A 14,285-nucleotide genomic window follows, 5' to 3' on the forward strand; every position below is an offset into this window, starting at 1 on the left:
CATGTACAAGCACCAATCACATTTCCGAATTCAATTAATTGCAAAATTCCGGCAAAACAAATATTATTATGCATGTACATATAGCAGAAAAAGGAGGAATTTTTAATGGCTTCAGTTACATTTAAAAACAACCCGATCACTTTAGTGGGACAAGAACTAAAAGTTGGGGACAAAGCACCTGATTTTACAGTATTGGCTAATGACTTATCTCCGGTTACTTTAAACGACTCCAAAGGTTCTGTCCGCATTATCAGCGTGGTTCCATCCGTGGATACAGGTGTTTGTGACGCACAGACACGTAAATTCAATGAAGAAGCGGCAAAATTGGATAATGTAAAAGTACTTACGATCAGTAACGATCTTCCTTTCGCGCAAAAACGCTGGTGTGCTGCCAGCGGCTTGGACAATGTTCAAGTTCTTTCCGATCACCGTGACCTTTCATTTGGTGAAGCATATGGTGTCGTCATGCAAGAACTTCGTCTATTGGCTCGCTCTGTATTCGTAGTGAACAGCTCTGATGAAATCACATATGTAGAATATGTAAGTGAAGGCACCAGCCATCCTAATTACGAAGGTGCAATCGAAGCGGCTAAAGCGGCAAAATAAGTTGCGAATTTTAAGAAACCGGGCGCAATGTGCCCGGTTTTTTGTTTGAATTTTGATTTTCCTGTTTTAAACACCTTGTCGTTGAAGTGGACAGGTCCTTTTTAGGCTCTAATATTCATTTAAGTTGTGGTTATGATTAATTTTGAGGTAGATCGATACAGTTCGTTTCTTTTGACGAGTTACATTTATTATATGCTGGATCAGTTAAGGCTCGAAAATCGGACCATTTTGTGGTAAAACAACCTTGCCAGACCACTCTTGACCATTAGGTGTTCCAACTTTTATGTCAATTTCATTAGGCCACGACGGCATTTGTCTTTGATGATGTCCTGGAAACCCCGCTTGTTGCCCTGCTCGGTATCCATCCCTATACCCTTGTCGATATCCTTGTCGATACCCTTGTCTAAACGCATCTTGAAACCCTTGTTGCTGCCTAGTTAAATCATCTGCTGCCTGTGTATCATGTTGCTGATTTATCGGATTAACCTGCCCATGATAGTTTTGATATTGATTATCCATATATAATCACCACCTCATGCATGGTATTCTGTTTGGGCATTTATTGAGCCTATCCAAGTAATAAAAAATACAGGGCAACAACCCTGTGTTATATGTACCCATTTTTTACGCCTGGTTATTTTGAAAAGGCTGTTTTCGCATACTTTGTTGCTATTTACTGCTATTTACCAAGTAGTGCGGTGTGGTTGATTTCCCCTCCAGATGCTCGCTTTCCGCGGGGCGGGCGGTGAGCCTCCTCGGCGTAAACGCCTGTGGGGTCTCACTTGTCCCGCTGCTCCCGCAGGAGTCTCGCACTTCCGCTCCAATCAACCTTAAATCGTTTTGTTTTAAAAACAACAATCTTTACGAAAAGAGCCTTTGAAAAAGAGTTGCTGCGCGAGTTCATTATATGCGGACTTTCAAACGGAAAACGGTACGTTATACATACGAAGAATGATGAGCAGGACGTACGGCTTGTATCTCTTTCTTCTTACCTTTAAAATAGGGACAGAAGCAAACAGGAGGAATAAATAAGTGAAGTCTACCCCAGTTGAACAATTATTTTATGAATTTGATGAAACAGCCCAAATATTGCAAAGTGAACTATCATGTACGTATCTGGATGCCTTAGGTGAAACGGGCGAGAATTTCTTCGAAGGGAAAGTCCTGCAGGAGGAAATCAGTGAAGTATCGAAAAAAAGGTTAGTGAAGCATTATGCAGATTTTTCACCAGAGAAATATGAAAAAGAAGCAATCCGAAAAGCGTACCAGCTTGCCATTTTAAAAGGCATGCAGCAGAGCGTTCAGCCGAATCATCATATGACTCCTGATGCAGTCGGCATGTTCGTCAGTTATTTAGTCGGTAAATTCACAAAGGATCAAAAAGAGATAGTCATGCTCGATCCAGCCATCGGAACGGGGAACTTACTATTTGCGATCTTGAATCAACTTACTGATAAAAACATCGCGTCATATGGTGTCGAGATTGATGAAACCTTGATCAGGCTTGCTTATGCAGGTGCCAACCTGCAAGAACACCCGCTGCAATTTTTCAACCAGGACAGCCTGGAGCCGCTTTTCATCGATCCTTCAGATGTTGTGGTCAGTGATTTGCCGATTGGTTATTATCCGAATGATGTACGTGCAGCTGAATATGAATTGAAGGCCGATAAGGGACATTCGTATGCACACCATTTGTTTATTGAACAAGGTGTTAAACATGCGAAGGATGGCGGACATCTATTCTTCATTGTCCCGAATAACCTGTTCGTCTCGGAGGAAGCGCCGAAACTCAATGATTTTCTGAAGAAGCATACACATATTCAAGGGATGGTGCAATTGCCGCTTTCCATGTTTAAAAATGAAGCGGCTGCGAAAAGCATCCTGATCCTTCAAAAGAAAAAAGAGGGTATCGAAGCACCGAAGAAGGCATTGCTCGTACAGCTTCCGAAGTTGTCGGATTTCGAAGCGACCAGGTCTGTCATGCAACAGATGGACGATTGGTTTAAAGAGGAAAAATAGTCAATGAAAGCTGATGCCCCAGGCATTGGCTTTCATTTTTTTTATTTGAGAGTGATAATTTGCAATTATTCATTAATATTTGGTTGAATTCGCTTGTCATGATACGATTGTACAATATACTGCACGTTTCGATGAGATAACATTGGAAGAACTAGCTTAGAGAAAAGGAGCAGGATGGATGTCAAAAATCATGGCTATTAATGCGGGCAGCTCTTCATTGAAGTTTCAGCTTTTTGAGATGCCTTGTGAAGAAGTAATTACAAAAGGTCTTGTTGAGAGAATCGGCTTGAAAGATTCCGCATTTACTTTAAGCGTCGAAGGCGAAAAGGTTTCTGAAACGCTGGATATACCCAATCATGAAGTGGCTGTAGGGCTTTTATTGAAAAAGCTGATTGACCATCGCATCATTGACTCCTTTGAAGAGATAGATGGCGTAGGGCATAGGGTGGTGCATGGCGGTGAGGTATTCAGTGACTCGGTCTTGATTACGGAGGCCGTAATAGAGGAAATCGAAAAGCTTTCCGAGTTGGCGCCCCTTCATAATCCCGCCAATATCACCGGGATCAAAGCCTTCAGGCAAGCACTGGGTAATGTGCCAGCGGTTGCGGTATTCGACACTGCCTTCCATCAAACGATGGCAGCAGGTTCCTATTTGTACAGCTTGCCTCTTGAATATTATGAAAAATACGGAATAAGGAAGTATGGATTTCATGGTACTTCACATAAATATGTCTCACAGCGGGCTGCCGTAATGATTGGCCGCCCAATTGAACAGCTTCGATTGATATCGTGCCATTTAGGGAATGGTGCAAGCATCACGGCCATAAAGGGCGGCAAATCAATTGATACATCAATGGGATTTACCCCATTGGCCGGTGTTACTATGGGAACTCGTTCAGGGAACATCGACCCTGCATTGATTCCTTATATCATGGAGAAGACGGGTAAAACAGCAGATGAAGTTCTGGATGTCCTGAATAAGAAAAGCGGCATCCTGGCCCTTTCCGGTTTTTCCAGCGACCTGCGTGATATTCAAGTTGAAGCGGATAAAGGCAATGAGCGGGCTGAACTCGCACTTAAAGTATTCGCAGACCGAATTCACAAGTACATTGGCTCCTATTCAGCTAAAATGGGAGGTGTGGATGGCATCATTTTTACAGCGGGCATCGGTGAAAACAGTCAAACCATTAGGGGGCGAATCTTGGAGGGACTTGAATTCATGGGGGTATATTGGGATAAGGATCTCAATCGCACCTCGGGTAAAGAAGCGTTCATCAATGCACCCTATTCCCCGGTAAAAGTCATGGTCATCCCCACTAATGAAGAAATCATGATTGTCAGGGATACTATGAAAATAGCTTTGAGCGAGACTTGGAAAACATGACTTCCTGTTTTTTTATCATGATCCCCTTATCCCTCTGGGGAAGGGGTCTTTCCCATAAAATTTCCTCCTTGAAATCCGACTCCTCATCGAGTTTATGTCCATGCGGCCGATCCCCATTAACACTGGATTCCCATCATCCGTTCTCTGAAAAGCATCCCTCTATGGTATACTTAAGGGAGAATCCACCAATTCTGTACATAGGAGGCTTGATGCATGGAATTCACGAACCGGGAAATGAAAATTTGGAATGAAATTAGTGAATGGCAGGAAAAGCTTTATCAATATGAGCCCACGGACCTTGCTGCATTGTATGATAAATGGTTGGAGCAGGGGTTTGCCCTGCTTCCTGAAAACGTCCAACAACAGTTTTTTGAAAAGCTGGATACCTGGCTTTTTCATTTACATGCCATGGTTCAGAGCTCACAAGTTCAAATAGATGCAAGAGAGCGGATTTTAGCATCTGCGCGCGTGTTTAATGAAGAAATCGAAACGTTGAGTGATTTGAATCACCTATCGATCGATCAGTTGAATTACATAGCCAATCAGCATATCGCTAAGCATCGCTTGTATTCATTTGCACAGGGCGGGATGAGCGGATCAGGAGGCCTGCTTCTGCTAGGGAGCGATATTCCTGCCATGACGGTCATTAATGTCAGGATCGTACAGCTGATTGCGATGTCTTATGGTGTTGAGGTGAATACGCCGTTTGAAATGATGTTGGCCCTGAAGGTATTCAATGCAGGAGCGATGCCAAAGAGGCTCCAAGGAATAGCGTGGGAAGAATTGATCCGCGAGGTCCAGACCGCAGAAGATGACTATTTTTATTTAGGAATCGAAGAACTGACAAACCCTACTTGGATGGAACAGCCTCTGAAGCAGCTGTTGAAAGCATTATCCATTACTGTTTTTCGAAAAAAACTGGTTCGGGGCATACCGTTCATCAGCATGGCCATCGGGGCTGGATCCAATTATCAAATGACCCGGAGTGTCAGTGAATTTGCCCAGAAGTTCTATCAATATCGTTATTTACTGGAGAAGAAGGCTGATGAAGAATGAGTGTCAAGAATCATAAAAAAGCCATCACGGAGGCAGTTCGCTGCATGGTGATAACCGTCAGTGATACACGTAATGAAGAAACGGATAAAAGCGGAGCACTGATGATGGAATTGCTGAAGTCGAAAGGGCATGAAGTGACGGATTATGTAATCGTTAAAGATGAGCGGAAAGCGATTCAGGATGCGGTCACTTCTGGTAGCCATAGCAGCAAAGTCGATGTCATATTAACAAATGGTGGCACAGGCATCGCCAATAGGGATGTAACGATCGAGGCGGTCAAAGAGTTGATGACCAAGGAAATTCCCGGTTTTGGCGAGATTTTTCGAATGCTCAGCTATCAAGAGGATATCGGGTCTGCCGCCATTCTTTCCAGGGCGATTGCCGGAGTCGTGAACAATAAAGCCGTTTTTTCCACCCCAGGCTCATCAGGGGCGGTTCGGCTTGCGATGAATAAATTGATTCTTCCGGAATTGGGACATGTCGTTGGTGAACTTCGCAAGGATTTATAAGAGGATGCAAAAAAGCCACAGTTTTAAACTGTGGCTTTTTTGCATGGAATAGGCCTTAATTATGCATCTTTTCACTTACGACTTGATTGGCGCGATACCATAGCCATAAATCATTGATGATGGAAGCAAGTTCCGCAATTTCGGAATTGAGCTGGCATGATTTGGCGAAATTACTCTCATCGGAGAGGCGAAACTGCTTTCGGTTAATGGTGGATTCCAGTTCCTTGATGCGGTCCGGGATGCTTCCCCGGATATTCTCCCAGTGTACGATTATTTGCTGTTGCTCGCCTTTTGTATATTCATCCCACTCCAGATTCAAATCGGGAATGGAGATGCCAAGCCGTTCATCAAAGGTAAATAGTTCTTTCATATGCCCTCCGCTTTTCGATTTATCATACTCCTAGTTTACTATATTCCCGCGGAAGCATCCAATGTGTAAATTCACAAAATTATTAGCGGATTATTTAGCAAAATCTTTAAAATACCCCTTGTATTCCTTTAATAAAGATGATAAAGTACTAATCATAGATTGAATAAAAATAACAAACGATGAATTTTTATTCACATGAAAGGACGATGGAAATGGAAAATCAAAAAGTTGTTTTAGCATATTCCGGAGGTTTGGATACTTCCGTTGCAATTAAATGGTTACAAGATCAAGGGTACGAAGTTGTGGCATGCTGTTTGGATGTCGGTGAAGGAAAAGATTTGGACTTCATTAAAGAAAAAGCGATCACTGTTGGTGCGGTAAGTTCCTATGTCATTGATGCGAAGGACGAATTCGCTGATGAATTCGCCTTGACGGCTCTTCAGGCACATACTTTGTATGAAGGGAAATATCCATTGGTATCAGCTTTATCACGTCCGCTGATCGCGAAAAAGTTAGTGGAAGTGGCTGAAGCGGAAAACGCGGTAGCCGTTGCACACGGTTGTACGGGAAAAGGAAATGACCAAGTGCGTTTCGAAGTATCCATCTCCGCCTTGAACCCTAATTTGCAAGTTCTTGCACCTGTTCGTGACTGGAAATGGTCTCGTGAAGAGGAGATTGAATATGCAGCGGAAAATGGCATTCCTGTTCCGATTGGCATGGCGAGTCCGTACTCGATTGACCAAAACCTTTGGGGAAGAAGTAACGAGTGTGGAATCCTGGAAGATCCTTGGGCAGCTCCGCCGGAGGAAGCCTATGATTTGACTGCAAGCCTTGAATGTACGCCTGATACTGCCGATATCATTGAAATTGGTTTTGAACAAGGTGTGCCGGTTACATTGAATGATAAAAACTATAAATTGGCTGACCTGATTGTCGAGTTGAATCAAATTGCCGGCAAGCACGGAGTTGGACGTATCGATCACGTTGAAAATAGATTAGTAGGAATCAAATCACGTGAAGTCTATGAAGCTCCTGGTGCGATGACATTGATAGCTGCACACAAAGAACTTGAGGATATCACGCTTGTAAAAGAATTGGCTCACTTCAAGCCGGTGATCGAGAAGAAAATGACTGAATTGATTTATGAAGGACTTTGGTTCTCTCCGCTTCAAAAAGCTTTGGCTGCATTCCTGAAAGAAACACAAGTGAATGTAACCGGTACGGTTCGTGTGAAACTATTCAAAGGTCATGCGATTGTTGAAGGAAGAAAATCCGAGTACTCTCTATATGACGAAAAATTGGCTACTTATACAAAAGCTGACGAATTCGATCATGATGCAGCAGTTGGATTCATTAAGTTATGGGGCCTTCCAACGAAAGTGAACAGCATGGTCACTAACAAGAAGGTGACAGTGTGAGCAGCAAGCTTTGGGGAGGAAGATTCACGAAATCTGCCGAAGAATGGGTAGATGAGTTTGGAGCTTCCATTTCCTTTGACCAGGAACTTGTCCTTGAAGATATTCAAGGCAGTTTAGCTCATGTAACCATGTTAAAGAAATGCAGCATTTTACCTGAGGAAGATGCGGATCTGATCATTGCGGGTCTGAAAACTTTACAGGAAAAAGCTGAGAAGGGTGAATTGACTTTTAAGGTTGAGATGGAAGATATCCATCTTAATCTGGAAAGTATGCTAATTAGCGAAATCGGTCCAATTGGCGGAAAGCTTCATACAGGAAGAAGCCGTAATGACCAAGTTGCAACAGACCTTCATCTATATATGCGTAACCAAACGAAAGTGATTCTGGAACTCATCAATGATTTGCAAATGGCGATTTTGGGACAATCCAAGAAAAATGTGGAAACACTAATTCCAGGTTATACACATTTGCAGCGTGCACAGCCCATTTCATTTGCGCACCACTTAATGGCTTATTTTTGGATGCTTGAGCGTGATAAGCAGCGCTTCACCGAGAGTTTCAAAAGGATTAACATCTCTCCATTGGGTGCCGGGGCATTAGCTGGAACCACTTTCCCGATTGACCGTGCCCTCAGTGCCGAGTTATTGGGGTTTGAGGGAATTTACGAAAATAGCCTTGATGCGGTTAGTGATCGTGATTTTGCCATTGAATTCATGAGCAACAGTGCGACAATGATGATGCATTTATCCCGTTTCAGCGAAGAAATCATTCTCTGGTCAAGCCAGGAATTCCAATTCATTGAATTGGATGATGCGTTTTCCACGGGAAGCAGCATCATGCCGCAAAAGAAAAACCCTGATATGGCGGAATTGATCCGTGGTAAAACAGGACGGGTTTATGGGAACCTAACGGGGTTATTGACTGTTTTGAAAGGACTGCCGCTTGCTTATAACAAAGATATGCAAGAAGATAAAGAAGGCGTTTTTGATACGGTTAAGACCATTGTTGGTTCACTTAAAATATTTGCCGGCATGATTTCAACGATGAAAGTGAAAACGGACATCATGGAAAAAGCAACAAAAAATGACTTTTCGAATGCGACGGAATTAGCTGATTACCTCGCTTCGAAGGGTATGCCTTTCCGTGAGGCGCACGAAGTGGTCGGGAAGCTTGTATTGTTCTGTGTCCAGAATGGCTGCTATTTAGTGGACCTAAGCATGGAACAATTCCAGGAAGCTTCCGAGTTGTTTGAACATGATATTTATGATGCATTAAATCCATATGAGGCCGTTAAACGCCGTAACAGTGCGGGCGGTACAGGTTTTGCCCAAGTATTGCTGGCAATTGAAAAGGCTGAAAAACTGGTAAGTGAATAACAGGAAAAAGCTCGTTCACCAATTTGGCGAACGAGCTTTTTCTATCATTTTCTTTTATTATTCGTACGTACGACCATTACATCACAGTTTGAATGGCGAACGATGCCTTCCGATACGCTGCCGATAAGGAAACGTTCGACTGCGTTAAGGCCCGTTGCACCGCAAACAATTAAATCGATCGAATGCTTTTTCGCTAAATCCCTTGGAATTTGAACTTTAGGGGAACCATATGCAACTTCTGTTTGGACCTTTGCAATCCCGGAGGCAATGGCTTCCGTTTTATACTTGTCCAATAGCTCATTGGCAAAGGTTTCAGAGTGATCACGGATAGTCATATCATAAGCTTCGACAGTAGGGAAATTCCTTGTATCCACGATATGTGTGAGCACAAGGGTAGCGTCACTGAGTTTTGCTAAGTATATTGCCTTTTTTAGGGCCCACTCTGCTTCTTCCGAGCCGTCCACTGCTACAAGAATATTTTTATAATCTATACTATTCAAGTGAATCTCCTCCTTCTATTTCATTCCTATTATACGATGATTTACCTAATGGATCTGATTTCAATTGTAACAAATTAGCGAATGTTTATGCCAATAATCTGGAAATCGAATAATGAGATGTCATGAATCATTGCAGGAACGAAAACCTCTCCTTTTTACCTTATTTGTTTATTTATGGTGACCTTTAGTGTGAGAGGGGAGTTTTTTTCTTTGAGTGTTTCAAAAATAGTAAACTATGCATTATATTCATTCGTGCTTTTGTATGCTTTGATCTATTTCATTTATATTTTTTTCATCCATTTTGTACATGCTTCGATCAGTTTAAAGAGTATATCAGCACTGCTGCTTCCATTTATTCTATTGCTATTTTTTCAATGGATATCATGGAAGTATACCAATAAGCATAATAAAAGGAAAATTAAAATGAGATTTATAGGCATATCAAGCCTTGGCTTTGCCCTTCTAGTTTTTTGTTTGGTTCTGTTGGGGGTAAATGAATATGAATCAAGCTTCACGGTTGAAAGATGGATAAATGATGATGAGGGAAGAGTATATCTGGTAGATGATTTAATGAATGAACATGAAATGATAGGCATGACAAAAGATGAAGTGTTCACGCTTTTAGGGCCTCCAACAGAAACGGAATATTTTAAAGAGGAAGATAATATTGTTTATTATCTCGGTGCCGAGAGGGGAATCATAAGAATAGATAGTGAATGGCTGGTCATTTGGTTTGACGGCAGTCATAAAGCAATGAAGTATGAACTGCGGACCGATTAGTTGAAATGTTGAATAAATACCCCCGTCTTTAATGAAGGCGGGGGTATCCGGTTATTATATTGTTAATGCAAGATCATTTAATGATTTGCAGGCTCTTCGGGAATTTGGTCAAAACCTCACAGCCGGTATCGGTGATTAATAGATCATCTTCAATCCTGACACCTGCAACATTTGGAACATATATGCCAGGTTCGATGGTATAAACCATTCCGGATTGAAGTTCGAGGGAATTCGTTTCAGTCAAGGACGGATACTCATGGACGCTAATCCCAAGTCCGTGACCGAGCCTGTGCGGGAAGAATTCACCGTATCCCTTATTGCTGATGATGTTTCTGGCCGTCAAGTCTATCTCGGAACAGGATACACCAGGTTTACTGGCTCTAACGGCAGCTTCTTGTGCTTTAAGCACAGTTTCATATATCTCTGCCTGTTTATCATTGATATCTCCGTATGCGACCGTTCTAGTGATGTCAGAGCAGTACCCTTCATGAACGACGCCAAGGTCAAAGAGGACGAGGTCGCCGCGTTGAACCTTCGGATTCCCAGGTGTGCCATGTGGGGAAGCGCCATTTTTACCAGTCAGGACCATGGTGGAGAAAGACATTTGGCTGACTCCGGCCTTTTTCAATTCGAATTCTATCGCTGCAAGGATTTCCATTTCCGTTTTACCTTCATGAATTTCATTGACACCCACTTCAATCGCAAAGTCGGCAAGGCGGCATGCTTCACGGATTTTGACCATTTCATCTTCCGACTTGATCATTCGCATCCTTTGAAGTTTTTCTTCTGCGGAAACGAGCTTTGGGGCACCGAAGTGTTGTTGGACTTTTTCATAACGTTCTACATTCATATGCTCTTTTTCAATGGCCATTTTATGAATGGATAACCCGCGATTCTCCACTGCTTGCTTAACTTTTCCCCATGGATCTTCAATGTCGGTGTAACCGATGATATCCCCATTCCATCCAGCCTGCTTAGCATCCGGGACTTCCATATGCGGGCAGATAAGGAATGGTTCGGCATTTGCAAAAATGGCAAGTGCCAGCAGTCTTTCATGAGGATCACTAAAAAAACCGCTCAAATAGAAGATGCTTTCTGTAGATGTAAGTAAAGCGGCTTCAGCCTCATTGGCCTGAAGCCAATTTTGTAGTTCTGTCAAACGTTCATTCATGACGATACCTCCGTTAATAAGTTATAATTACCTTAGCAATATTTAATAGTTTAGTAAATGGGAAAGGCCTAAGAAAGCTACATTAAAAAAATTAGTGGGTATGGGAAGGGAGCGTCAAAAATGAAAGTATCTTTTCATGGACATGCAGTTGTAAAGGTCGAAACGAATGGCAAAACGATTTTAATCGATCCGTTCATTACCGGAAACGAATTGACCGACTTGAAGGTAGAAGATGTGAAACCGGATGTAATCATTTTATCACATGGTCATAATGACCACGTCGGTGATACGGTTGAATTGGCCAAAAGGCATGATGCACTTGTCATCGGCATTGCAGAGATGGCCGACTACCTGGGTGCTCAAGGAGTTCGAACACACGGGATGAGCATCGGCGGAGCTTTCGAGTTCGACTTTGGAAAAGTGAAACTGACGCCAGCTTTCCATGGAACGGGATTCAATAACGGGGATGGGCAAATCATTTATTTGGGAATGCCTGCTGGCATATTGCTTACGATAGAAGGGAAAACGATCTATCATGCAGGGGATACAGCGGTATTTTCCGATATGAAGCTGATCGGGGAGCGACATCCGATTGACTTGGCATTCCTGCCAATCGGCGACAATTACACCATGGGCCCGGAAGATGCCGCACTTGCAGCGGAATTCCTTCATGCCAAACAAGTCGTGCCGATTCATTACAATACTTTCCCTGTCATCAAACAGGATCCTAACAAATTCATCGATTTGCTTGAAGAGGGAAATGGACTGATCATGGAAGCCGGGGATGAAATCGAATTATAAAAGAAGCGGGAGCCTGCAGGGCTTCTGTTTTTTTATGTGTACGTGTGGGGATGGCCGGCCGAAATGACAGGTTTTCCCAGTATCATTGCCTTTCATGCACGGTCATTACAGCAATCGGAAAGTAAAGTCTCATTTTGCAGCCAAGTCTTTTTTCCTTTCACAAGCATAAAATAAATAGATGAAAAAAGGGGGGGTTGGATGAAACAGAGATTATTACTGTGTTTGCTTCTATGCGGTGTGATGCTGTATTATGCCGTACCGCGTTTGTCGTTGGAAAGTGGAGGTCTGGAGGGTCTGTTTGCTGGATCCTGGCTGTTGTTTGCATTGTTGGCGGTAGCTGGAAACTTGACGGGCATACTGTATTCTCCTAAGAAACAAAAAGTAAAACGCCAGCCGGAATACAAAAGGTTGCGCCAATACTAGTAGTTGTTTGATAAACTAGGCTCTTTGACCTTATAATGGAGAATAGGAATACCGTGAAAAGGGTGAAGCGCTTGGCTACAAAGCATGAACAAATATTAAAACATATCGATGGGCTTCCTGTCGGCGAAAAGATTTCCGTCCGTCAAATAGCTAAAGCATTGAATGTTAGTGAAGGTACGGCATACCGGGCAATTAAAGAGGCGGAGAACCAGGGCTACGTGAGCTCGATTGAGCGGGTAGGTACGATCCGCATTGAGAAAAAGAAAAAAGAGAATATTGAAAAGCTCACTTTCGCAGAGGTAGTCAATATTGTTGACGGACAAGTTCTCGGTGGGAAAACGGGTCTTCATAAGACATTAAATAAATTCGTCATCGGGGCGATGAAGCTGGATGCCATGATGAGATATACGGGTGCAGGAAACCTGCTGATCGTCGGAAACCGGACACAGGCACACGAGCACGCGCTAAAAGCGGGGGCAGCGGTGCTGATCACCGGAGGATTCGATACGGAAGAGCCCGTTAAAAGGTTGGCCGATGAATTGGAGATGCCAGTCATCTCAACCAGTTACGATACCTTTACCGTCGCAACGATGATCAATCGGGCAATCTATGACCAATTGATCAAAAAGGAAATTTTGCTGGTGGAGGATATTTTGACACCCGTACAGGAAACGACCTTTTTAACGGTGGGTGACAGGGTTCAGACTTGGCATGAACTGAATCAGGAATCGGGGCATAGCCGTTTCCCTGTTGTTGATGACAATATGAAGGTTCAAGGAATGGTCACATCAAAAGATATCATCGGACAGGAAGAACTGACGCTCATTGATAAGGTGATGACGAAAAATCCGATGACAGTAGGCGATAAAATGAGTGTAGCATCTTCTGCACATATGATGGTTTGGGAAGGGATTGAGTTAATCCCGGTCGTGAATGACAGTCATATCCTCAAAGGTATCGTGAGCAGGCAGGATGTCCTGAAGGCACTGCAAATGAGCCAAAGGCAGCCTCAGGTCGGCGAAACGATCGACGATACGATTACAAGCCAGCTTGTGATGACTTCGAATCGCGGCAAGGGCGAGGAAGTGTATAACTATGGAGTCACTCCGCAGATGACCAATTACCTTGGGACCATTTCGAGCGGCGTGTTCACGACATTGGTCACCGACTCAGCAAATCGTGCACTTCGAAGCTATAAGCGCGGTGACTTGGTCGTGGAAAACATGACGATTTATTTCATCAAGCCAGTGCAGATCGACAGTACGCTTGAAATCCACCCGCGTGTCCTCGATGTAGGACGTAAATTCGGAAAAGTGGATGTTGAGGTGTTTAACCAAGGCAAACTTGTCGGCAAGGCGATGTTGACTTGCCAATTGCTCGATCGCTCATGAAAAATAAAAAGGATAATCGAATTTTCGATTATCCTTTTTGATTTGCAGCTTCTTCGATTGCATGAGGCAAATAAAATTTATACATTTTATAGCCGCCCCAAACACTGAATAGGCCAACGAAGATGAAAACGGCAGCAATGATATAAGTGATGGTCGTGTGGAATAGAAAAAGCTGATTGATTCCGAATAGTGCGACAAACGCACCAAGGGCAATGGAAGACTTCCCTGAAATCCACTTTTTCTCCATCGGCATTCTGGTTCGGACCGATTTGATTTTATAAAACAGATAGACCCCTAATGAAAGAACGATCAAGGTGACAAGAATAGGCATCGTTTGAAATTCCCCCAATTTAACATATGTACCTTTTTATTGTAGCGGGAAATGAAAGAGAATGCCACAGTAAACAAGATCAGTCTTCCTATTTCCGCAATTTTTTGATTAAATGAAATATATCATCTTTATTAGGCTCGATAATACATA

At 43.0% G+C, this 14,285-nt stretch carries 16 protein-coding genes; 11 read left to right on the plus strand and 5 right to left on the minus strand.

Annotated elements, in window-relative coordinates; genetic code table 11:
- The first annotated feature begins 105 nt into the window (after positions 1–105).
- On the plus strand, positions 106–606 hold the full coding sequence (gene tpx / locus ACFVS1_RS02910; protein ID WP_137018155.1) for a thiol peroxidase: 501 nt from the start codon (positions 106–108) through the stop codon (positions 604–606).
- Positions 607–810: 204 nt separating this feature from the next.
- On the opposite strand, the gene ACFVS1_RS02915 is transcribed toward tpx, so the two are convergent.
- Complete coding sequence (locus ACFVS1_RS02915) at positions 811–1,125, minus strand: FliH/SctL family protein (RefSeq protein WP_387545065.1); 315 nt, start codon at positions 1,123–1,125, stop codon at positions 811–813.
- A gap of 513 nt (positions 1,126–1,638) precedes the next feature.
- Here ACFVS1_RS02915 and ACFVS1_RS02920 point away from each other — a divergent pair.
- The 4 genes from ACFVS1_RS02920 (at position 1,639) to ACFVS1_RS02935 (ending at position 5,574) form a co-directional block, all read left to right on the plus strand.
- A complete protein-coding gene (locus ACFVS1_RS02920; protein ID WP_387545066.1) occupies positions 1,639–2,625 on the plus strand; it encodes a class I SAM-dependent methyltransferase in 987 nt (328 codons plus the stop codon).
- 178 nt (positions 2,626–2,803) lie between these two features.
- On the plus strand, positions 2,804–4,009 hold the full coding sequence (locus ACFVS1_RS02925; RefSeq protein ID WP_387545067.1) for an acetate kinase: 1,206 nt from the start codon (positions 2,804–2,806) through the stop codon (positions 4,007–4,009).
- Between the two features lie 213 nt (positions 4,010–4,222).
- The gene (locus ACFVS1_RS02930) at positions 4,223–5,065 is read left to right on the plus strand and encodes an EcsC family protein (RefSeq protein WP_137018159.1); all 843 of its coding nucleotides are present in this window, start codon (positions 4,223–4,225) and stop codon (positions 5,063–5,065) included.
- The gene (locus ACFVS1_RS02935; protein ID WP_387545069.1) at positions 5,062–5,574 is read left to right on the plus strand and encodes a MogA/MoaB family molybdenum cofactor biosynthesis protein; all 513 of its coding nucleotides are present in this window, start codon (positions 5,062–5,064) and stop codon (positions 5,572–5,574) included. Before ACFVS1_RS02930 ends, ACFVS1_RS02935 begins: the two co-directional genes overlap by 4 nt.
- A gap of 55 nt (positions 5,575–5,629) precedes the next feature.
- Here the strand turns inward: ACFVS1_RS02935 and ACFVS1_RS02940 are convergent, their stop codons facing one another.
- A complete protein-coding gene (locus ACFVS1_RS02940) occupies positions 5,630–5,944 on the minus strand; it encodes a hypothetical protein (RefSeq protein WP_352919199.1) in 315 nt (104 codons plus the stop codon).
- A gap of 212 nt (positions 5,945–6,156) precedes the next feature.
- On the opposite strand from ACFVS1_RS02940, the gene ACFVS1_RS02945 reads away from it, so the two are divergent.
- Complete coding sequence (locus tag ACFVS1_RS02945) at positions 6,157–7,362, plus strand: argininosuccinate synthase (protein WP_352919202.1); 1,206 nt, start codon at positions 6,157–6,159, stop codon at positions 7,360–7,362.
- The gene (gene argH, locus ACFVS1_RS02950; RefSeq protein WP_352919205.1) at positions 7,359–8,738 is read left to right on the plus strand and encodes an argininosuccinate lyase; all 1,380 of its coding nucleotides are present in this window, start codon (positions 7,359–7,361) and stop codon (positions 8,736–8,738) included. Before ACFVS1_RS02945 ends, argH begins: the two co-directional genes overlap by 4 nt.
- 44 nt (positions 8,739–8,782) lie before the next feature.
- On the opposite strand, the gene ACFVS1_RS02955 is transcribed toward argH, so the two are convergent.
- Positions 8,783–9,229, minus strand: coding sequence for a universal stress protein (locus ACFVS1_RS02955; protein WP_387549185.1), 447 nt, complete (start codon positions 9,227–9,229; stop codon positions 8,783–8,785).
- Between the two features lie 219 nt (positions 9,230–9,448).
- On the opposite strand from ACFVS1_RS02955, the gene ACFVS1_RS02960 reads away from it, so the two are divergent.
- The gene (locus ACFVS1_RS02960) at positions 9,449–10,018 is read left to right on the plus strand and encodes a hypothetical protein (protein ID WP_387545070.1); all 570 of its coding nucleotides are present in this window, start codon (positions 9,449–9,451) and stop codon (positions 10,016–10,018) included.
- Positions 10,019–10,091: 73 nt separating this feature from the next.
- On the opposite strand, the gene ACFVS1_RS02965 is transcribed toward ACFVS1_RS02960, so the two are convergent.
- A complete protein-coding gene (locus tag ACFVS1_RS02965; protein WP_387545072.1) occupies positions 10,092–11,189 on the minus strand; it encodes a M24 family metallopeptidase in 1,098 nt (365 codons plus the stop codon).
- Positions 11,190–11,309: 120 nt separating this feature from the next.
- Between ACFVS1_RS02965 and ACFVS1_RS02970 the strand changes: the two genes are divergently transcribed.
- The 3 genes from ACFVS1_RS02970 to ACFVS1_RS02980 all read left to right on the plus strand — a co-directional run bounded on the left by ACFVS1_RS02970 (position 11,310) and on the right by ACFVS1_RS02980 (position 13,804).
- Positions 11,310–11,990 carry a metal-dependent hydrolase gene (locus tag ACFVS1_RS02970; protein ID WP_352919214.1) on the plus strand — a complete coding sequence of 227 codons (681 nt, stop codon included), beginning with the start codon at positions 11,310–11,312 and terminating at the stop codon, positions 11,988–11,990.
- 198 nt (positions 11,991–12,188) lie between these two features.
- Positions 12,189–12,413, plus strand: a complete 225-nt coding sequence (locus tag ACFVS1_RS02975) for a hypothetical protein (protein ID WP_034309145.1) — start codon at positions 12,189–12,191, stop codon at positions 12,411–12,413.
- A 71-nt stretch (positions 12,414–12,484) separates the two neighbouring features.
- Positions 12,485–13,804 (plus strand): DRTGG domain-containing protein, encoded by a 1,320-nt coding sequence (locus ACFVS1_RS02980; RefSeq protein ID WP_137018167.1) that lies wholly within the window; start codon positions 12,485–12,487, stop codon positions 13,802–13,804.
- A 28-nt stretch (positions 13,805–13,832) separates the two neighbouring features.
- Here the strand turns inward: ACFVS1_RS02980 and ACFVS1_RS02985 are convergent, their stop codons facing one another.
- On the minus strand, positions 13,833–14,135 hold the full coding sequence (locus ACFVS1_RS02985; protein WP_076364735.1) for a YtpI family protein: 303 nt from the start codon (positions 14,133–14,135) through the stop codon (positions 13,833–13,835).
- Positions 14,136–14,285: the final 150 nt, after the last annotated feature.

Source organism: Peribacillus sp. NPDC058075 (assembly GCF_042885195.1).
Taxonomy (GTDB): domain Bacteria; phylum Bacillota; class Bacilli; order Bacillales; family DSM-1321; genus Peribacillus.

Excerpts from the sequence above, each read along its gene's own strand:
- ACFVS1_RS02925 (WP_387545067.1), top strand. The coding sequence starts at position 2,804 with ATGTCAAAAATCATGGCTATTAATGCGGGCAGCTCTTCATTGAAGTTT.
- ACFVS1_RS02915 (WP_387545065.1), bottom strand. The coding sequence starts at position 1,125 with ATGGATAATCAATATCAAAACTATCATGGGCAGGTTAATCCGATAAAT.
- ACFVS1_RS02930 (WP_137018159.1), top strand. The coding sequence starts at position 4,223 with ATGGAATTCACGAACCGGGAAATGAAAATTTGGAATGAAATTAGTGAA.
- ACFVS1_RS02935 (WP_387545069.1), top strand. The coding sequence starts at position 5,062 with ATGAGTGTCAAGAATCATAAAAAAGCCATCACGGAGGCAGTTCGCTGC.
- ACFVS1_RS02985 (WP_076364735.1), bottom strand. The coding sequence starts at position 14,135 with ATGCCTATTCTTGTCACCTTGATCGTTCTTTCATTAGGGGTCTATCTG.
- ACFVS1_RS02970 (WP_352919214.1), top strand. The coding sequence starts at position 11,310 with ATGAAAGTATCTTTTCATGGACATGCAGTTGTAAAGGTCGAAACGAAT.
- ACFVS1_RS02940 (WP_352919199.1), bottom strand. The coding sequence starts at position 5,944 with ATGAAAGAACTATTTACCTTTGATGAACGGCTTGGCATCTCCATTCCC.
- ACFVS1_RS02965 (WP_387545072.1), bottom strand. The coding sequence starts at position 11,189 with ATGAATGAACGTTTGACAGAACTACAAAATTGGCTTCAGGCCAATGAG.
- ACFVS1_RS02975 (WP_034309145.1), top strand. The coding sequence starts at position 12,189 with ATGAAACAGAGATTATTACTGTGTTTGCTTCTATGCGGTGTGATGCTG.
- ACFVS1_RS02945 (WP_352919202.1), top strand. The coding sequence starts at position 6,157 with ATGGAAAATCAAAAAGTTGTTTTAGCATATTCCGGAGGTTTGGATACT.
- tpx (WP_137018155.1), top strand. The coding sequence starts at position 106 with ATGGCTTCAGTTACATTTAAAAACAACCCGATCACTTTAGTGGGACAA.